The 19,466-nt window shown below is 71.8% G+C and carries 13 protein-coding genes and 1 pseudogene; all 14 read left to right on the forward strand.

The genetic code is table 11. The annotated features are described in order from the left end of the window. Positions 1–242: pseudogene (locus tag Q0D57_RS09620) on the forward strand (ATPase); the annotation flags it as partial. Next, positions 239–1,555 carry a DUF58 domain-containing protein gene (locus tag Q0D57_RS09625; protein ID WP_291042252.1) on the forward strand — a complete coding sequence of 439 codons (1,317 nt, stop codon included), beginning with the start codon at positions 239–241 and terminating at the stop codon, positions 1,553–1,555. The pseudogene Q0D57_RS09620 and the gene Q0D57_RS09625, both read left to right, overlap by 4 nt. An 11-nt stretch (positions 1,556–1,566) precedes the next feature. Beyond that, positions 1,567–4,011, forward strand: a complete 2,445-nt coding sequence (locus Q0D57_RS09630) for a transglutaminase domain-containing protein (protein WP_291042255.1) — start codon at positions 1,567–1,569, stop codon at positions 4,009–4,011. Beyond that, positions 4,011–5,324 (forward strand): RDD family protein, encoded by a 1,314-nt coding sequence (locus tag Q0D57_RS09635; protein ID WP_291042258.1) that lies wholly within the window; start codon positions 4,011–4,013, stop codon positions 5,322–5,324. Before Q0D57_RS09630 ends, Q0D57_RS09635 begins: the two co-directional genes overlap by 1 nt. Beyond that, complete coding sequence (locus Q0D57_RS09640; RefSeq protein ID WP_291042261.1) at positions 5,321–6,211, forward strand: protein phosphatase 2C domain-containing protein; 891 nt, start codon at positions 5,321–5,323, stop codon at positions 6,209–6,211. The genes Q0D57_RS09635 and Q0D57_RS09640 overlap by 4 nt, the downstream gene beginning before the upstream one ends. A gap of 1 nt (position 6,212) precedes the next feature. Next, complete coding sequence (locus tag Q0D57_RS09645; RefSeq protein WP_291042264.1) at positions 6,213–7,718, forward strand: FHA domain-containing protein; 1,506 nt, start codon at positions 6,213–6,215, stop codon at positions 7,716–7,718. Beyond that, positions 7,715–9,397, forward strand: coding sequence for a protein kinase (locus Q0D57_RS09650; protein WP_291042267.1), 1,683 nt, complete (start codon positions 7,715–7,717; stop codon positions 9,395–9,397). Before Q0D57_RS09645 ends, Q0D57_RS09650 begins: the two co-directional genes overlap by 4 nt. A 3-nt stretch (positions 9,398–9,400) precedes the next feature. Next, positions 9,401–10,153 carry a hypothetical protein gene (locus Q0D57_RS09655; protein WP_291042270.1) on the forward strand — a complete coding sequence of 251 codons (753 nt, stop codon included), beginning with the start codon at positions 9,401–9,403 and terminating at the stop codon, positions 10,151–10,153. A 9-nt stretch (positions 10,154–10,162) separates the two neighbouring features. Next, a complete protein-coding gene (locus Q0D57_RS09660) occupies positions 10,163–14,701 on the forward strand; it encodes an FtsK/SpoIIIE domain-containing protein (RefSeq protein ID WP_291042273.1) in 4,539 nt (1,512 codons plus the stop codon). A gap of 142 nt (positions 14,702–14,843) precedes the next feature. Beyond that, complete coding sequence (locus tag Q0D57_RS09665) at positions 14,844–15,110, forward strand: WXG100 family type VII secretion target (RefSeq protein ID WP_259525446.1); 267 nt, start codon at positions 14,844–14,846, stop codon at positions 15,108–15,110. Between the two features lie 166 nt (positions 15,111–15,276). Next, positions 15,277–16,308, forward strand: a complete 1,032-nt coding sequence (locus tag Q0D57_RS09670) for a hypothetical protein (RefSeq protein ID WP_291042277.1) — start codon at positions 15,277–15,279, stop codon at positions 16,306–16,308. 45 nt (positions 16,309–16,353) lie between these two features. After that, positions 16,354–16,830: an LpqN/LpqT family lipoprotein gene (locus tag Q0D57_RS09675; protein ID WP_291042279.1), complete on the forward strand. Its 477-nt coding sequence runs from the start codon at positions 16,354–16,356 to the stop codon at positions 16,828–16,830. Next, positions 16,830–17,330 carry a hypothetical protein gene (locus tag Q0D57_RS09680; protein WP_291042282.1) on the forward strand — a complete coding sequence of 167 codons (501 nt, stop codon included), beginning with the start codon at positions 16,830–16,832 and terminating at the stop codon, positions 17,328–17,330. Before Q0D57_RS09675 ends, Q0D57_RS09680 begins: the two co-directional genes overlap by 1 nt. Positions 17,331–17,652: 322 nt before the next feature. Then, positions 17,653–19,416: an MDR family MFS transporter gene (locus Q0D57_RS09685; protein ID WP_291042314.1), complete on the forward strand. Its 1,764-nt coding sequence runs from the start codon at positions 17,653–17,655 to the stop codon at positions 19,414–19,416. Positions 19,417–19,466 lie beyond the last annotated feature (50 nt).

Genomic DNA, 19,466 nt, shown 5'->3' on the forward strand with positions numbered 1-19,466 from the left:
CGCGCCTCGGCGTCTCGGTGCGTGGCGCCATGGCGCTCATCCGCGCCTCGAAGGTGTGGGCCGCCGCCCAGGGCCGCCACTTCGTGCTGCCCGACGACATCAAGGAGCTCGCGGGGCCGGTCTGGACCCACCGCTTCGTGCTCGACGCCGAGGCCGAGTTCTCCGGCGCCTCCGCCGAGGGCGTGCTCGCGCGCGTGCTCGCCGACGTGGCCGCACCGCAGTCGAGGCAACCCGCTGCATGAGTGAGAGGCGGGCAAGGGGCGCGATCGGCCGGTCGCGGCCGATGGTGTGGGCGCGCGAGAAGGCGGCGCCCTGGTTCACCCTGCACATCGGCAGCAGGATCGTGCCCGTGCTGCGCGCGATCTGGAAGGTGGTCGGGCCCACCCTCTCGACCGTCTCCGGGTTCGGCTGGGCCGTGCTCGTCACGACCGTGCTCGCCCTCGTGGCCGGCGCGGTGTTCGGCTGGCGGGAGCTCCTCATCGTGGCGTTCGTGCTGCTCGCCGCCCTCCTCATCGCCGTCGGCTTCGCGATCGGCCGCTCCGCCTACGCGGTGCGGCTCGACCTCGCCCTCAGCCGCGTCGTGGTGGGCGAGCGGGCCGTCGGCCGCATCGCCGTGACCAACACCTCCACGCGATCGCTCCTCCCCGCCCGGATCGAGCTGCCCGTGGGCTCCTCGTTCGCCGCGTTCCACCTGCCCCGGCTCGCACCCCAGGCCGAGCACGACGACCTCTTCGGCATCCCCACCCACCGCCGCTCCGTCATCCAGGTCGGCCCGGTGCGCTCGGTGCGGGGCGATCCGCTCGGCCTGATGCGGCGCGAGATCCGCTGGACGGAACCGCGCGACCTCTTCGTGCATCCGAGGACCGTGGCCCTCGGCGGCTCGTCGTCCGGGTTCCTGCGCGACCTCGAGGGCATCGAGAGCCGCGTGCTCTCGGACAACGACGTCTCGTTCCACGCCCTCCGCGAGTACGTGCCGGGCGACGACCGCCGCTACATCCACTGGAAGACCTCGGCCCGCACCGGCAAGCTCATGGTGCGCCAGTTCGAGGAGACCCGCCGCTCGCACCTCGCGATCGGCCTCTCGACCAACCGCTCCGACTACGCCGAGACCCCGGGCGACGACGCCGACTACTCGGCCGAGTTCGAGCTCGCCGTCTCCATCTGCGGCTCGCTCGGCGTGCAGGCCCTCCGCGAGGAGTTCGACCTCACCGTGCTCACCCAGCGTGCCGAGCTGCAGTCCGAGACCGGCCGCCGCCTGCTCGACGAGCTCTCCGGGGTGGCCCAGACCGAGCGTCGAGAGGCGATCGCCCAGCTCGCGAAGACCCTCGGCAGCTCGGTGCCGGATGCCTCGGTCGCGTTCTTCGTGTTCGGCAGCACCGTGACGCCCTCGCAGCTGCAGGCCGCCACGGTGCACGTGCCGCTCGGCGTGCGCGTGCTCGCGGTGTCGTGCCGCCCCGGCGCGCAGCTGTCGCTCCGTGAGATCGGCGAGACGAGCCTGCTCACGGTGGGCGACCTCTCCGACTTCCCGCTCGCACTCCGGAGGGCCAACAGCTGATGAGCGAACCGATGAGGCCGCGCCGCGGCGCCGCTCCCGCGGCTCCCGCCCCCCGCGCGTCCACCCCGCGCGCCTCCACCCCCCTCTTCCCGCCGCTGCCGCGGAACGCCAGGGCGCCCTGGGCGATGGCGATCGACGCCGGCGTGATCGCGCTGCTGCTGTTCGTCTCGGTGCTCGGCTTCGGGCCCGCGTTCGGCGGGGCCGGCTACCTCGTGGCCGGCATCGGCGGCATCGTGCTCGGCATCCTGATCGGGTTCGCCGGATGGCGGCTGTCGCTGAACATCGTCATCGTGGCCGCCCTCACCATCGTGGTCTACCTCCTCTTCGGCGGTCCGCTCGCGGCTCCCGGCACCACGATCCTCGGCGTCGTGCCGACGTTCGAGACGATCCGCACGATCGTGCTCGGCATCGTCTTCTCGTGGAAGGACGTGCTGACCCTCGTCACCCCCGTGGGCGAGTTCGACGGCACCCTCGTGGTGCCCTTCCTCACCGCGCTCCTCATGGCCGTCCTCGCCACGAGCTTCGCGCTGCGGCTGAAGAACGCCACCTGGGCGCTGCTGCCGGCCGCCGTGCTCTTCGTGACCGCCATCGCCTTCGGCACGCGGGAGGCCGCGTTCCCGGCCCTGCAGGGGCTCGTGTTCGCCGGGCTCGCGCTCACCTGGGCGGCCTGGCGCCGGCACGAGCGGCGCGCGGCGGCCACCATCGGCACGTCGGGCGCCGGCGCCGCCGGTGGCGCCACGGGTCTCGACGCCTCCCGCATCGACCCCGAGACCGCCAAGAAGCTCCGCACCACCCGCCTCGCCCTCGGAGCCGGCCTCGTCGTGACCGCGCTCGGCCTCGGCTTCGTGACGGGCGGCATCCTCGTGCCAGCCGCGGCCCGCGAGGTCATCCGCGACCAGATCGTGCCGCCGCTCGACCTGCACGACTACGCGAGCCCGCTCGTCGGCTTCCGCAGCTACGTGCGCGACTTCAAGGAGGAGTCGCTCTTCACCGTGCAGGGGCTGCCGAACGACGCGCGCATCCGCCTCGCCACCCTCGACGACTACGACGGCATCGTCTACAACGTCGGCGGAGACGGGACCACCGGTTCCGGCACCTTCACGCGCGTGAGCAGCGAGATCACCAACGACGTCGAGGGCGAGCCCGCCTCGCTCGAGTTCACCATGACCGGGCTCGACGGCGTGTGGCTGCCGGACACCGGCTACCTCGACGCCTTCCGCTTCACGGGCGACCGCGCGGAGGAGCTCGGCGGCACGCTGCACTACAACGCCGCCACCGGCGTGGCGCTCAACACCGAGGGCGTGACCGAGGGCGACGAGTACGCCATCGACACCGTGCTGCCCGAGACCTTCAACGACGAGCAGCTCTCCAGCCGCAAGGTCGACGACATCTCGATGCCGCGCGCCACGGGCGTGCCCGACATCGTGGGCTCGCTCGCCTCGGAGTACCTCGGCGACGCCGAGACGCCCATCGAGCAGGTGCGCAACATCGCCTCGAACCTCAGCCAGAACGGCTTCTTCAGCCATGGGCTCGAGGGCGAGGCCGTCTCGCGCGCCGGCCACGGTGCCGAGCGGATCGCGTCGCTCCTCGACGCCGAGCAGATGATCGGCGACGACGAGCAGTACGCGGTGGCGATGGCCCTCATGGTGCGGTCGATGGGCATGCCCGCGCGCGTGGTGATGGGCTTCTACCCCGACGACTACACGGGCCCCGAGTCGACCTACGAGATCACGGGCGACCAGCTCCACGCCTGGGTCGAGGTGCCGTTCGAGGGCGCGGGCTGGGTGCGGTTCGACCCCACGCCGCCCGAGGACCAGGTGCCGCTCGAGGAGGCCCCGAAGCCGAAGTCCGACCCCAAGGCCCAGGTGCTGCAGCCGCCGCCCCCGCCGCAGGAGCCCGCGGAGCTGCCGCCGGACATCCGCACCCAGGACACCGACCAGGAGGAGGTGCAGGAGGAGGGCTTCGACTTCCTGCCCGTGTTCCTGGCCGCGGGCAGCCTGCTGGCGCTCCTGATCGTCATCTTCACGCCGCTCCTCGTGATCGTGCTGCTGAAGCTCCGGCGCCGCAAGAAGCGCCGGCTCGCCGCACGGCCGGTCGACCGCGTGAGCGGCGGCTGGGACGAGATCGTCGACCGCGCACGCGACCTCGGCACCCCCGTGCCGTACGGGTCGACCCGCCGCGACAACGCCGCAGCGCTCGCGACCGCGTATCCGGAGGCCCCCGTGCTGGCCGTCGCGACGAGGGCCGACGGCAGCGTCTTCGGCCCCGGCGAGCCGACCGAGCAGGAGGTCGACCAGTACTGGACCGAGGTCGACTCGATCGTCGACTCGATGCGCCGGTCGCGATCGGCCTGGAAGCGGTTCCTGGCCGCCTGGTCGGTGCGCTCGTTCTTCCGGCGCCGGAGCGCCCGCGCAGCAGGCAGCACACCCCGCACCACCACCCGAGGAGGCCGATGATGACGGATGCGACGTCGTACCCCTGCGTGCAGTGCGGTTCGCCCGTGCCCCGCAGCGCCCAGTTCTGCCTGGTCTGCGGCACGCCCGCGGCGGTGCGCAGCCAGTCGGCCGCCCTCGGCCAGGTGGCGGGGCAGGTGCCGCTCGTCGACTCCTCCGGCCGGCCCATGGACGGCTGGCGGCCCGAGCCCGCGGCGCCGCCCATCCGCTACGGCGACATCATCCCGAGCGGCTTCGGCCGGCGCGTGGTGGCGTTCCTGCTCGACGGCCTCGTCACGACCGTGCTGTGGCTCGTGATCGTGCTGCCGCTGCTCGCGCTCGGCGTCATCGAGGTCGTGACCGACGGCACCGTGGTCTCGGTGTCTGGCCTCAGTGCCGTGCTGCTGTTCCTGCCCGCGATGCTCTACCCGCTCGCGAAGCTGTTCCTGGAGTCGTTCCTCGGCTTCTCGCTCGGCAAGCTCGTGATGGGCCTCCGGATCGTGAACGTGACGAGGCTCGGCCGGCCGGGGCTCGGCTGGGTGCTGCTGCGGAACCTCGTGGTGGCCGCGGGAGCCCTCGTCTTCGGCGTGGGCCAGTACGTCGTGCTGCTGTCGCCGCTCTGGGACGGCGAGAAGCGCATGCGGGGCTGGCAGGACAAGGTCGGCCGCACCTGGGTGATCGACGTGAAGGCGGGGCCCAACCCGCTGAAGGCGCTGCCCGGGCAGCTGCTGCTCGACCAGGGGACGTACGAGCAGCAGGATCCGGCGCTGTACGGGGCACCGGCGGCACCGGCCGCACCGAGCGCTCCTGCCGCCCCTTCGCTGGCGCCGGTCGACTACGCCCCGCCGGCTCCTCCGGCCGCGCCGCCCGCTCCTCCCGCGGCGCCGATCGCCTCCGTGCCCGGCTTCGCGCCCGCGGCTCCCGTGATCACGCCCGCCGAGGCCGCGGCCGACGACTTCGAGAGCACGCGCCTCTCCGATTCCGCACGGCCCCCTCTCGCCACCGGCGTCACCGTGTTCCGGCTCGACACGGGCGAGATCGTGCCGATCATCCGCCACGGCGCCCTGGGCCGCGACCCCGTGGCGCCCGGCGGCGACCCGAGCGACGTGCTCATCGCGCTCTCCGGCGACACGCTCTCGGTGTCGAAGACGCACCTCGAGTTCGGCGTCGATTCCGGTGCCGTCTGGGTGAGCGACCGCGGCTCCACCAACGGATCCGCGATCGTGCGCGCCGACGGCGTGGAGTACCCGCTCGACGCCGGCGAGCGCCTCACCGTGGTGCCGGGCGACCGGGTGCGGGTGGGCACGCGACTGTTCTCGGTGGAGAGTGGAGCATGAGCGACGAGGAACGACCGGAACAGCAGCGCGGCGCACACGGGAGCGGAGTGCCCCTCGCGGCGCTGCAGCTCGACGTGGGCACCTCGACGCACACGGGGCTCCGGCGCCGGGCCAACGAGGACTCCCTGCTCGCCGTCTCGCCCGTCTTCCTCGTGGCCGACGGCATGGGCGGGCACGAGGCCGGCGAGGTCGCGAGCTCGCTCGCGGTCGAGGCCTTCGCGGCGCTCACGGGGCCCGACTCGCTCGCCCCCACCGACATCCGCACCGCCTTCAAGCGCGCCCACACCACCATCACGGCACTCGCCTCCTCGGGCCGTCGCCGCGCCGGCACCACGGTGTCGGGCGTGGCCGTGGCCGAGAACGACGGCACGGCCTACTGGCTCGTCTTCAACCTCGGCGACTCGCGCACCTACCGGCTCGCCTCGGGCGAGCTCGAGCAGATCAGCGTCGACCACTCGGTGGTGCAGGAGCTGCTCGACGAGGGCGAGCTCGACCGGGCGGATGCCGCCACGCACCCCGGCCGCAACGTCATCACCCGCGCGCTCGGCGCGGGCGGCGAGTTCGAGGCCGACTACTGGCTCGTGCCGGTGGAGTCGGGCGACCGCATGCTGATCTGCTCCGACGGCATCTCGGGCGAGCTCGACGACGAGCTCATCGCGCGCGTGCTCCTCGACGAGGGCACGCCTCAGGATGCCGCCACCCGGCTCGTGCACGAGGGCCTCACCCGCGGCGGCCGCGACAACCTCACGGCCGTGGTGGTCGACGCCTGGGACTCCGTGTCCTCCGTGCGCAGCGCACCCCAGGGCCGCGACGACGAGCACGACGACGGGCGGCACGGGGAGGACACCATCCCCCGCGGGCCGGTCGGCGTCGGCGGAAGGAACTGAGATGACCACCCTCCACTACACCCCCGGCCCCTGGTGCGCGGTCGTCGTGCCCGAGGGCGTGGCCGTGCTGCCGGCGGGCACCGACGCCGAGCTGCTCGAGAAGGTCTGGGCGGCGCTGCAGGCCGGCGAGGGCCTCGGCGGAGTGCTCGAGGCGCTCACCGGAACGTTCGGCACGAGCCTCGGCTCGCTGCCGCCGTTCGCCGTCGCCACGGTGTCGGGCTCCGCGGTGCGGCTCGCGGTGCGCGGTGAGCTCACCATCGACGTCGTGGAGGGATCGGATGCCGGCACCGCCGTCTCGCTGACCGTGTCCGGCGCCGACGTGACGACCTGGAGCGAGCGCGTGGTCGCGGAAGCCAGGCACCTCACGCTGCGCACCCCGGAGAGCGCCTCCGCGCAGCGCTTCGGCGTCGCCAGCGGCGTGGTGCTCGTGTCGGCGGTGGAGCTCGACGTGACCGGCGAAGGGGTGGCGGTGTCCGCACCGGCCACTGCCTCTGTGGCTGCCTCAGCGCCCGCGCCCGTCGCTTCAGAGGTGCCCGAAGCGACGCTCATGACCGGTGACGGAGTGATCGAGGAGGCCGCCCCCGAGGCGGCCGACCCGGAGACTCCGGTCGAGGTGGCCATGGGCGACGAGGTCAGCGAGGCCGGCCCCGACGAGGTGGCCGAGCTCGAGCACACGCGCGACGAGCTGCCCGACGACGCCTACGACCACCTGTGGGGCGCCACCGTGGTCAAGTCGGTCGAAGACGCGGCCGTGCGCGAGCTCGAGGAGGACGACGAGTCCGAGGAGGTCGGAGCGTCCTCCGTTCCCGTCGAACCCCCCGCGCCGTCCTCCGTCCCCGAACCTCCCGCACCCGTCGCGCCCCCGGTCGCACCGCCGCCGCCCGTGCAGTCCTCGGGGCTCATCGACAGCGTGCCGGGCTTCGGCGGCCTGGGTGCCGCCTCCGGCAGCGCCAGCATCAACGGCAGCACGGTGCCCCCGGCCGCCCCCGCCGCGACCCCGGCTCCCGTCACTCCGGCCGCCCCGGCCTCTCAGTCCGCCCCGGTCGCTCCGGCAGCCCAGGCCGACGACGACCACGACGGCCTCACCGTCACCGTCTCCGAGCTCGAGGCCATGCGCCGCCTCGGCGCCGCCGGAGGCGACGCCCCCGCCGCCCTGCCCGACTCGGCGCTCGGCCGCATCGTGCTCTCGACCGGCGAGACGCATCCGCTCGACAAGCCCGTCATCATCGGCCGCCGCCCCCGCGCCAACCGGGTGCAGGTCGATCGCGTGCCCGTGCTCGTGACCGTGCCGAGCCCGGAGCAGGACATCTCGCGCAACCACCTCGAGATCCGCCTCGAGGGCCGGCACGTGCTCGTGGTCGACCTCGACACCACCAACGGCTCGGTGCTGCACCGCGAGGGCACTCCCCCGCTCCGCCTCGGCCCGCACGAGCCCGTGCTCGTGCTCTCCCGCGACATCGTCGACATCGGCGACGGCGTGACCGTCACCTTCGAGGAGATCCCGTGAACGCGCGCAGGCCCCCCTCCGCGCCTCCCGAGATCCCCGGCTTCAGCTACCTGCAGCTGCTCGGCTCCGGCGGCTTCGCCGACGTCTTCCTCTACGAGCAGCGGATGCCCAAGCGCCGCGTGGCCATCAAGGTGCTGCTCTCCGAGGCGCTCACCGAGGGCGCGCGCGAGAGCTTCGACGCCGAGGCGAACCTGATGGCGCAGCTGTCGACGCACCCCTCGATCGTCACGATCTACCAGGCCGACATCTCCTCCGACGGCCGGCCGTACCTCGCCATGGAGTACTGCCCGAAGCCCAACCTCGGCGCCCGCTACCGGCGCGAGAAGATCAGCGTGGCCGAGGCGCTGCGCATCGGCATCCAGGTGGCGGGTGCGGTGGAGACCTCGCACCGGGCCGGCATCCTGCACCGCGACATCAAGCCCGCCAACATCCTCGTGACCGAGTACAACCGCCCCGCCCTGACCGACTTCGGCATCTCGGTGGCGCTCGTGGGCGGCGGCGAGCAGGAGTCCGTGGGCATGTCGATCCCCTGGTCTCCCCCGGAGGTCTTCGGTTCGGCGCCCGCCAGCGGCGTCGCGGCCGACATCTACTCGCTCGGCGCGACGGTCTACACGATCCTCGCCGGCCGGTCGCCGTTCGAGGTGCCGGGCGGCTCGAACTCGGGGCTCGACCTCATCGCGCGCATCCAGGGCTCGCCGCTCACCCGCACGGGCCGGCCGGATGTTCCGCCGAGCCTCGAGGAGGTGCTCGCCACCGCGATGGCCAAGCGCGAGAGCGCGCGCTACGGCAGCGCCCTCGAGTTCGCGAGGGCCCTGCAGAAGGTGCAGCTCGAGCTCAGCATGTCGGTGACCCCCACCGACGTGCTCGACGAGCAGGTCGACACCGACGAGGTCGAGGAGGAGGACGAGGGGCACACCCGCATCCGCGGCATGGTGTCGATCGATCCCACCGGGCCCGTGCGGCCCACGACGTCAGGGACCGCGACGTCGAGGTTCACATCCCCGTCCGCGACCCCGCCGGCCGCTGCGCCCTACCGCCCGGCCGCCGCGTCCGCCCCTCCGGCGGCCACGCAGGGCTGGTCGGCCCCCGCTCCCGCCGCCTCGCACGAGCCCGTCGAGCACACGATGCTGCGGGGCGGCACCCCCGCCGCTCCCCCGCGGGTCGACTCCCGCGGCTTCGTGATCGACGAGCCCGCCCTCGAGACCACCATGCACCGCCCGACCACCGGCCCCGCGGCCGCCGAGGAGGCGCCCTCGAAGCGCCGGGCGCTGCCCTACATCCTGGGAGCCGCCGCCCTCGTGCTGCTCGTCGGCATCGGCGGCCTCGTCTTCGCCCTCAACCAGGGCGGCAGCCCCGCCCAGCAGGCCATCGAGGAGTCCGACAAGCCCGTCGACCAGATCGACGTGGGCGAGACGACCGTCGAAAGCCCCACGGAGCTGGTCGGGACCCTCTCCCCGGAGGGCGCGACGTTCACCTGGACGAACCCGCACCCCGAGGCGGGTGACGTCTACGCCTGGCAGGTGGTCACGCCCGGCAACGAGTCACCGATGTTCAAGACCGATGAGACCACCGCCCTCGTGCCGGCCGAGGAGATCGGCGCGGGACAGGTCTGCATCGACGTCACCATCGTGCAGGTCGACGGCGACGGTTCCCAGCCCACGACGGCCTGTGCGGAGTAGACCATGATCGACGAGACGACCACCCCTCCCCCCGGCGCCCCCGCCACCCGCTCCGACGCGAGCGTGGAGTTCTGCGGCGAGTGGTTCCCACTCAGCCACGACAAGCCGTTCGAGATCGGTCGCGAGGCCGACCTCGACATCGACGACAACCAGTACCTGCACCGCCGGTTCCTGCAGATCTCCAACGTCGACGGCATGTGGTGGCTCTCGAACGTGGGCTCGCGCCTCAGCGCCACGGTCTCGGATGCGAGCCGCACCATGCAGGCCTGGCTCGCCCCCGGCGCCCGCATGCCCATCGTCTTCGGCCTCACCACGGTGGTCTTCACGGCCGGCCCCACGAGCTACGAGTTCACGGTGCACACGTCTGCCCCGACCTTCTTCGACTCCTCCCCCGTGCCCTCCGGCAGCGGCGCCACCACGGTCGGCGCCGTCACCTTCACCGCCTCGCAGAAGCTGCTCATCCTGGCCCTCGCCGAGCCCATGCTGAAGCGCGAGGGCACCGGCACGAGCGAGATCCCCTCCTCCCAGCTCGCCGCCGAGCGGCTCGGCTGGGCGCTCAGCCGCTTCAACCGCAAGCTCGACAACGTGTGCGACAAGCTCAGCCGCACGGGCGTGGAGGGCCTCCGTGGCGGGGTCGGCGCCCTCGCCACGAACCGCCGGGCGCGCCTGGTGGAGTACGCGGTGCTCTCCCGCCTCGTCACGAAGGCAGACCTGCCCCTCCTCGACCAGCCCAGCGACGACAACGACGACAGGTAGCAGCACCGGATGCGCATCAAGGCCACACTGAGACGCCCGGGCGGCTCGAGCGACAACCTCCAGATCACCGCCGACGCCACCGCGAGCGTCTCCGACATCGCCGAGGCCATCTACCGTGCCGATCCGCAGCGTGCAGATCCACAGCGATCGGGCACGGAGCGGACCGATCCGCTGGCCGCCGTGCCGTCGAACCTCACCCTGCAGGTCTCCGGCGCGTCCGGTGCCGCCCGCGTGCTCGACCCCTCCTCGAACCTGCTCGAGTCCGGCGTGCGGTCGGGCTCCGTGCTCGAGCTCGCCCAGCACAGCGAGGGCTACACCTCGGCCGGGCCGAGCGGGCCCGCGGCGGCGACCCTGCGCGTGCTGAGCGGTCCGGATGCGGGGGCCGAGTTCGCGCTCCCCTTCGGCTCGAGCTACATCGGCCGTGAGCGCGGCATCGACGTGCGGCTCTCCGACGGGCTCATCTCGAAGCGCCACGCGCGCATCAACATCGGCGAGCACGTCGAGATCATCGACATGAAGTCGGCCAACGGCCTCGTGATGGGCGGCGAGCAGGTGGCGCGCACGACGCTCTCCTCCGCCGACGTCGTGATGCTCGGCGACACGGCCATCTGCATCGTGCCGCTGCAGCGGCTCGGCGGAGCGGCTCCCTCGACCCCCGTGATCGAGTTCAACCGCTCGCCGCGGGTCGTCGCGCGCTATCCCGGCGACGAGTTCCCCACGCCGTCACCGCCCAAGCAGCCGCAGCCCATCCGCTTCCCGCTCGTGGCGCTCGCGGCGCCGCTGCTCATGGGCCCGATCCTGTTCCTGGCCACCGGATCCGCGCTCAGCCTGATCTTCATCGCGCTCAGCCCGATCATCATGATCGGCACCTGGGCCGACCACAAGCTCCAGACCAGGCGCCAGCTCCGCGACGCCATCAAGCTCTTCAACGAGCAGATCGACGCCTTCGTGAAGTCGATGCACGAGAAGCAGCGCATCCAGCGGGCCGTGCGCCTCACCGAGGCGCCGGCCGTGAGCGCCACCGTCGACGCCGTCGACCGGCTCGGCCAGCTGCTCTGGACGCACCGCCCCGAGCACACCGCCTTCCTCACCGCGCGCCTGGGCATCGGCACCGGCCCGAGCCGCGACAAGATCTCGATGCCGAACGCCAACGAGGCCCTGCCGGAGTACTGGGCGCAGGTGGAGGAGGTCGCCGACCGCTTCTCGCGCATCGACGGCGTGCCGATCGTGGTGGAGTTCCGCAAGGCCGGTGCCCTCGGCGTGGCCGGCGGTGGAGACGGCCGCCACGGCGTCGCCCGCGGCATCGTGACCCAGCTCGCGGGCCTGCACTCCCCCTCCGAGCTCGTCATCTGCGCCCTCGCCTCCCCCACCTCGCGCACCACCTGGGAGTGGCTCGAGTGGCTCCCCCACACCACGAGCCCGCACAGCCCGCTCGGCGGCGATCACCTCGCCGACAACCCCGGCTCGGGCGCCGCGCTGCTCTCCCGCCTCGAGGCGCTCATCGACTCCCGCACCGCGGGCGCCCCGAGCCCCCGCGGCCCGATCGACACCGACAAGGACAAGCAGGAGCTCGCCCACCCGATCACCCCATCGGTGCTCGTGGTGATCGAGGACGACACGCCGCTCGACCGCGGCCGGCTCACCCGCCTGGTCGAGCGCGGGGCGGACGCCAACGTGCACGTGCTGTGGTCGGCCCCCTCGATCGGCGACCTGCCGGCGGCGTGCCGGAGCTTCGTGAGCGTCGATCCGGAGCCCGCTGCGTCCACCTCGCCCGCCGCCCCTGCGGGCGGTGCGTCCGGTACCGCGGGTCAGGTGCGGCTCGGCGAGCACACCTTCCCGCTCGAGTGCGAGACCGTCGATGCCGCGACCGCGCACCGGCTCGCCCGCCAGCTCGCCCCCGTGGTCGACGTCGGCGCCCCCATCGACGACGACTCCGACCTGCCGCGATCGGTCTCCTACCTCTCGCTCGTGGGCACCGAGCTCGCCGAGGTGCCCGAGGCCGTGATCGACCGCTGGCGCGAGAGCAACTCCATCGCCGACCGCTCGGGCGCACCGCTCGTGCGGCGCAAGAAGGAGGGGTCGCTGCGCGCGCTCGTGGGCCACTCCGGCACCGAGCCGTTCTACCTCGACATCCGCAACCAGGGCCCGCACGCCCTCGTGGGCGGCACGACCGGTGCCGGAAAGAGCGAGTTCCTGCAGTCGTGGGTGCTCGGCATGGCCGCGGCGCACAGCCCCGACCGGGCCACCTTCCTCTTCGTCGACTACAAGGGCGGCGCGGCGTTCGCCGACTGCGTGGGCCTGCCGCACACCGTCGGCCTCGTGACCGACCTCTCGCCGCACCTCGTGCGCCGCGCGCTCACGAGCCTCCGGGCGGAGCTGCGCTACCGCGAGCACCTGCTCAACCGCAAGAAGGCGAAAGACCTCGTCTCGCTCGAGAAGACCGGCGACCCCGACACCCCGCCGAGCCTGCTGATCGTGGTCGACGAGTTCGCGGCCCTCGTGCAGGAGGTGCCCGAGTTCGTCGACGGCGTCGTCGATGTCGCCCAGCGCGGCCGCTCGCTAGGCCTCCACCTCATCCTCGCCACCCAGCGGCCCGCCGGCGTCATCAAGGACAACCTGCGCGCCAACACCAACCTCCGGATCGCGCTCCGGATGGCCGACGCCGACGACTCCAGCGACATCCTGGGCGACCCGATGGCCGCCTACTTCGACCAGTCGATCCCCGGCCGCGGCGCCGCGAAGACGGGGCCTGGCCGGCTCGCCTCGTTCCAGACCGGCTACGCGGGAGGCTGGACCACCAGCGAGGTGCCGCGCGCCCGCATCGACATGATCGAGATGGACTTCGGATCGGGTGCCTCGTGGGAGGTGCCCGAGATCGAGGCGCCGATGCAGGCCGATCCGGGGCCCACCGACATCGCCCGGCTCGTCACGAGCATCCGGAACGCCGCGAAGCTCGCCGACATCCCCGAGCCGCGGAAGCCCTGGCTCGACGAGCTCGCGGCCGTCTACGACTTCTCGCTGCTGCCGAACCCGCGCACCGACGAGCAGCTGCTGCTCGGCGTGATCGACGACCCGGCGTCGCAGTCGCAGCCCACGGTCTTCTACGAGCCCGACCGCGACGGCAACATGGCCATCTACGGCACCGGTGGCGCGGGCAAGAGCGCCACACTCCGCACGATCGCCGTCTCGGCGGCCGTGACGCCCCGCGGCGGCCCCGTGCACGTCTACGGCCTCGACTTCGGCTCGAGCGGCCTCAGCATGCTGCAGGAGCTGCCCCACGTGGGCGCCATCATCTCCGGCGACGACGAGGAGCGCGTCATCCGGCTGCTCCGGATGCTCCGCGACCTCGTCGACGACCGCTCCATCCGCTACTCCGCCGTGCGGGCCGGGTCGATCGGCGAGTACCGGCGCATCGCCGATGCCCCGGCCGAGCCGCGCATCCTCGTGCTCGTCGACGGCATCGGCGCGTTCCGCGAGCAGTACGAGTTCGGCGGGCACTCCGCCTGGTTCACGACCTTCTCGCAGATCGCCACCGACGGCCGCCAGGTGGGCGTGCACATCGTGGTCACGGGAGACCGGCCGAACTCCGTGCCCGCCTCGCTCGGCTCCACGATCCAGCGGCGCCTCATCCTGCGCCTCGCGAGCGAGGACGACTACGCGCTCGTGAACGCCCCGAAGGACACCCTCTCGGCCGTCTCGCCCCCCGGCCGCGGCGTGATGGAGGGCGACGAGGTGCAGATGGCCGTGCTCGGCGCCGACTCCAACGTGGCCGTGCAGGCCAGGGAGATCGCCAAGCTCGCCGAGGCCATGCGTCGACAGGGTGTGACACCGGCGCTGCCGATCGAGCACCTCGCCGAGTCGGTGCCGCTCAGCACGCTGCCCGCGACGCCGCCCGGATCCGGGTCGTCGAGCGCGCCGGGCGATCTTCAGCCCGTCATCGGTGTGCGCGACGACACGCTCGCGCCCTTCGCCATCAAGGCCCGGGGTGCCATGCTGCTCGCCGGAACGGCCGGCAGTGGGCGCTCGACCGCCATCGCGACCATCGCGACGGCCCTTCGACGTGCCGATCCGCGCATCCGGCTCGTGCACATCTCACCCCGCAAGACCAACCTCACGCCGCTGCCGATCTGGAGCATCTCGCTGCACGATCCGGCGCAGATCACGGCGTTCGCCGACGACGTCACGGCCCAGCTCGACGCCGAGACGCTGAAGCCGGGGCAGTTCGCGGTCTTCGTCGAGAACATCGGCGAGCTCAACGGCTCCCCGGCCGAGGCCGACGTCGACAGGCTGATCAAGCGAGCGCTCCGCGACGACGTGTTCGTGGTGGGCGAGAGCGAATCGTCGACCTGGTCGTCGGCGTGGACCCTCGGAGGCTCGTTCAAGAACTCCAAACGAGGACTCCTGCTCGTGCCGGGAGAGCTCGACGGGGATTCGTTGCTGGGCACGTCGCTCGGTCGCTTCAAGCGCGCGGATCTGCCGCCTGGCCGGGGATTCTTCGTGCAGGGCGGTCGCGTCACGAAGCTGCAGGTGGCGACCCGCGACGACTGACTCCAGGTGTCACCAGGGGTCATGGGGACTTCTCCCCATCGCCTGAATCGACACCTGTCCGTAGTGTCTTCCTTGTGAGAACGACTCACAGGAAGTAGCGGAACCGGACAGCCCGGTACCGCGGAACGAAAAGGAGAGAATCATGGCCGTTTGGGGTCTCGACGTCGAGCAGGTTCGCTCGCTCAGCAAGCAGCTCAACACCCAGTCGCAGCAGGTCCAGCAGATCCTGACGACTCTCACCAGCGCCCTCCAGAGCGTGCAGTGGACCGGTCCGGATGCGGAGAACTTCCGCAACGAGTGGAACTCCACCCACACCGCCGCTCTGAAGCAGGTCATCACCGCCCTCGAGGACGCCTCGCAGAAGGCCTCGAAGAACGCTTCCGACCAGGAGGCCACCTCCAACGCCTAGTTGGACCAGGCGGGAGTCCTCCGGGGCTCCCGCCTCCTTTTTCTTTCATCTATCCGATCCGCACGCTTGAGAGGGTGTCATGGCTGGTGGTTTCTACGGGGCAGACGTCGAACAGCTCCGACAACTGGCGAAGAAGTTCGACAACGCCGCTGAGAATCTGAACACGGTGACATCGAGTCTCACCACGAGCGTCAACCAGGCGCAGGCGTGGCAGGGTCCGGATGCCTCGACCTTCCGCTCCGACTGGAACGGCACGCACACCGCGCAGCTGAAGGCCGCGGTCGCGGCCCTCACGGCCGGCAGCGACAGCCTCGTGAAGAACGCCGAGGATCAGAACACGTCGTCGACCGACGGCGGCACGTTCGGCGGAGGCGGCGGGGCCGGGGGCTCCGGCGGCTCAGGCGGTTCGGGTTCGGGCGGCTCCGGCTCTGGCGGTTCCGGCGGCGGATCCACCGGTGGTGGATCGTCAGGCGGCGGCGGGGGTGGCGGCGGCGGGGGCGGCAACGGAGGAGCCGACGACGACTCCGGCAGCTACGCCCACGGCTTCGAAGACGAGGGCTACGCCGACGCGGGCGTGACCTACGACGAGAACGGCATGCCGGACGCCCGCGCCGAGGCCGGCTGGCAGTGGGGCACCGGAGCCGGTGCCAACGGCAGCTTCGGCGACGAGAACTTCGGCGGCGAGGGATCGGCCGACGCCTTCTTCGGGGTCGATTCCGATGCCGAGGCCGGCGCCGGCTTCAACCTCGATGACGGTGCCTACGCCGATGCCTCGGCCGGAGGGTTCGTCGGCGGCCGTGCCGACGCCGGAGGATCGTTCTCCGGTGCCGACGGCATGTACGGCGGCAGCGGAAGCGCCGAGGTCATGATCGGTGCCGAAGCGAACGCCAATGCGGGAGCCACCATCGGCCCCGACGGGATCGGTGCCAACGCCGGTGTCGAGGGCTTCGTGGGCGGCCGTGCCGGAGTCGAAGGCGAGCTCAACGTGGGCGGCGGCGCCGTCTCCGTGGGCGGTGGCGCCGAGGTGATGTACGGCATCGGCGGCCATGCCAACGTCGACGCCGAGGTCACCTGGGACAACGTGGATGTCTCGTTCGACGTCGGTGCCGCCTTCGGCCTCGGCGGCGGTGTGAGCTTCGACTTCTCGATCAGCCCCTCCGAGACCATCGACACCGTCGGTGGCTGGCTCGGATTCTGATCCCGTTCTGATCCACTTCTCCTCGATCTCTGAAAGGCTCGAACCATGTCGTACTCCATCAGCTTCCCCGGCGATTCCGCCCCCGCCCTGCCCTCCATCGGTCTGACCGTGCCCGACGACTGGAGCCCGCTCGCCGTGACCGGCGCCGTGCTCGCCGCCGGCAAGAAGGTCGAGCAGGGCGAGTTCCGCCCCAACGTCGTGGTGGCGATCTCCCGCTTCGCCCAGGGCTACTCCCTGCAGACGGCGATCGACGCCGTCATCGGCCGCGTCGAGTCGATCGAGGGCGTGCAGGAGCTCGGCCGCGATGCCCACGAGGTGGTCGGCCGCGAGGGCTTCCGCATCGAGTTCAGCTACCCCGACGCCCGCGTGGGAACGCTCATGCAGGCCGTCCGTATCGCCGTGGTCGAGAACGGCCCCGTCGCCGACCTCGTGCAGGTCACGGCCACCACCTCGGGCAGGCAGGCCACGGAGTTCTGGGACGAGATCCGGGCCATCCAGGACAGCGCGGTGACGACCTCCTGATGGCCGCCCTCCCCTTCGCCGAGGCCCAGGCGCGGGTGCTCGCGCTCAACAGCGACGAGCTGCCGTTCGTCTACGAGCCCGCGCCCTACGGCATCCGCGCCGCCTGGAAGTACGCCGACGTCAAGTGGGCGGCCGTCACCGCGGCCGGCACCATCTCGGGCGACTACGAGCTGCGGGTCACGCTCGACCCCGAGTCGTCGACGTGGACCTTCGACGAGACCCGCACCGAGAGCCGCTCCTCCGTGCAGAGCGACGGCGGCGGGGGCTTCAGCGCCTCGTTCGGCAGCTCGGGCTTCAAGGGCAGGCAGAAGAGCGCCTCGTTCCACTTCGGCGTGGGAACCGCGGCCAGCAGCACCGATCGCCAGGGCACGCACGAGGGCAACACCTACGGCTACTCCTTCACGACCGACGAGGTGAAGGAGCCGCTCATCGCGGCCCTCGAGTCGGCCGGCTGGGAGCCTGCCCGCAAGGGCTTCTTCGGCAAGCTCTTCGGCGGCTGACCCCCTGCCCCTCCCCCTCCCCCTCCCGCGACTTGACACAAGATGTGCCAAGTCGCCCGTTTTGGGCGCGACTTCTGTCAAGTCGCGGAGGGCTCCAGCGTCCGGCCGGTTGGCGGGGTCGGTGCAGCGGGTGTAACTTTGCAGTCTGCGCAAGTTTTGGCGCGAACTCCCACTCCGCTGTGCTGCCTTGAGGATGCCCATGTCTCGTTCCGAATCGTCCTCCCGCACCGAGAAGGGCTCGGGCACGGGCCCGAAGGCGCCCTCGAAGTCGGCCCGCGCCGCCGAAGCACGGGCCGCAGCCCTCAAGGAGGCCGGCGGCCGGATGACGCACCGGCAGATCCTCTTCATCATCTTCGGGCTCATGGCCGGCATGTTCCTCGCCTCGCTCGACCAGACGATCGTCGGCACCTCGATGCGCACGATCGGCGACGACCTCGACGGCATCAGCCTGCAGGCCTGGGTGACCACCGGCTACCTCATCCTGTCGACCATCTCGACGCCGCTCTACGGCAAGCTCTCCGACATCTTCGGCCGGCGCCCGCTCTACATCATCGCCATCGCGATCTTCCTCGTCGGATCCCTTCTCGCCGGCATCGCCACGAACATGTACGAGCTCGCGATCTTCCGCGCCATCCAGGGCCTCGGAGCCGGCGGACTCATGTCGCTCGCCCTCACCGTGATGGGCGACATCCTCGCCCCGCGCGAGCGCGCGAAGTACCAGGGCTACTTCCTCGCCACCTTCGGCATCTCGAGCGTCATCGGCCCGCTGCTCGGCGGACTGCTCTCGGGAGCCCCCGAGATCCTCGGCATCACGGGCTGGCGCTGGATCTTCCTGCTCAACCTGCCGATCGGCGCCGTCGCCATGGTGATCGTGCTCCTGTTCCTGCACATCCCGCACACCCGCCGCGCCGTGCGGATCGACTGGTGGGGCGTGGTCGCGGTCATCCTCACCGTCGTGCCCGTGCTGCTCGTGGCCGAGCAGGGCCGCGAGTGGGGCTGGGGCTCGCCCGGCGCCATCGCCTGCTACGTGCTCGCCCCGATCGGGCTCATCCTCTTCCTCGTGGTCGAGCGGCGCCTGGGTGACGACGCGATCATCCCGCTCAAGCTCTTCAGGTCCCCGACGTTCTCGATGGCCACCATCCTCGGCGTGCTCGTGGGCTTCGGCATGTTCGGCGCCATGATGACGCTGCCGAACTACCTGCAGATCGCCACCGGCGCGACCCCCACCGAGGCGGGGCTCATGATGATCCCCATGGTGCTCGGCCTCATGATCGCCTCGATCGTCTCGGGCCAGCTCATCTCGCGCACCGGCCGCTACCGGATGTTCCCCATCCTCGGCACCGGACTCCTCGTGGCCGCCTTCTTCTACCTCACCTTCGTCTCGGCCGACAAGCCGGTCTGGTACGTGCTGATCGGCATGCTCGTGATCGGCCTCGGACTCGGACAGCTCATGCAGACCCTCACGATCGCGTCGCAGAACTCGGTGGGCCCGCGCGACATCGGTGTGGCCACCTCGGCGTCGACGTTCTTCCGCTCGATCGGCGGCACGCTCGGCACCGCCGTGGTGTTCTCGGTGCTGTTCTCGCGCCTCGGCACGACGCTGCCGGCCGCGTTCACCGACCCCGACATCGTCGCGGGTGCTCAGGCGGCCGCGGCCGACCCCGCGGTGCAGGCGGATCCCGCCAACGCGGCCATCCTGCAGATCCTCACGAACGCGCAGAGCGACCCGTCGTCGATCGGCGACGCGCTGAGCGGCGACACCTCGTTCCTCGTGGGTGCCGACTCGCGGCTCACGCTGCCGTTCGTCGACGCGTGGGCGAACGCCACGCAGACCGTGTTCTGGGTCTGCCTCGCGGTGGTCGCGGTGGCCTTCGTGCTCAGCTGGTTCCTCAAGGCCACTCCGCTCCGCGCGAAGTCGGCCCTCGAGGAGGCGGCGGACGACGCAGCCGCCGCCGAGCCCACCCAGAACCCTGCGGACTCCCCCGCGGTGTCCCCCGCAGTCCAGGCGTCGCTCGCAGCGGAGGAGATGGGCGCCATGATCCTCCCCGACACCAGCTCCACCCCCGCCCAGCCCCCCAAGAAGTAGCCCGCCCCTTCCCACGAGTGGGCAGTTTCTGCCCCAACACGCCGCGGCAC

The sequence above is a fragment of the Herbiconiux sp. genome, assembly GCF_023264895.1.
Lineage (GTDB): Bacteria > Actinomycetota > Actinomycetes > Actinomycetales > Microbacteriaceae > Herbiconiux.

Coding starts and splice junctions, on each gene's coding strand:
- Q0D57_RS09665 (WP_259525446.1), top strand. CDS start 14,844: ATGGCCGTTTGGGGTCTCGACGTCGAGCAGGTTCGCTCGCTCAGCAAG.
- Q0D57_RS09680 (WP_291042282.1), top strand. CDS start 16,830: ATGGCCGCCCTCCCCTTCGCCGAGGCCCAGGCGCGGGTGCTCGCGCTC.
- Q0D57_RS09635 (WP_291042258.1), top strand. CDS start 4,011: ATGACGGATGCGACGTCGTACCCCTGCGTGCAGTGCGGTTCGCCCGTG.
- Q0D57_RS09630 (WP_291042255.1), top strand. CDS start 1,567: ATGAGGCCGCGCCGCGGCGCCGCTCCCGCGGCTCCCGCCCCCCGCGCG.
- Q0D57_RS09655 (WP_291042270.1), top strand. CDS start 9,401: ATGATCGACGAGACGACCACCCCTCCCCCCGGCGCCCCCGCCACCCGC.
- Q0D57_RS09660 (WP_291042273.1), top strand. CDS start 10,163: ATGCGCATCAAGGCCACACTGAGACGCCCGGGCGGCTCGAGCGACAAC.
- Q0D57_RS09675 (WP_291042279.1), top strand. CDS start 16,354: ATGTCGTACTCCATCAGCTTCCCCGGCGATTCCGCCCCCGCCCTGCCC.
- Q0D57_RS09645 (WP_291042264.1), top strand. CDS start 6,213: ATGACCACCCTCCACTACACCCCCGGCCCCTGGTGCGCGGTCGTCGTG.
- Q0D57_RS09640 (WP_291042261.1), top strand. CDS start 5,321: ATGAGCGACGAGGAACGACCGGAACAGCAGCGCGGCGCACACGGGAGC.
- Q0D57_RS09685 (WP_291042314.1), top strand. CDS start 17,653: ATGACGCACCGGCAGATCCTCTTCATCATCTTCGGGCTCATGGCCGGC.
- Q0D57_RS09625 (WP_291042252.1), top strand. CDS start 239: ATGAGTGAGAGGCGGGCAAGGGGCGCGATCGGCCGGTCGCGGCCGATG.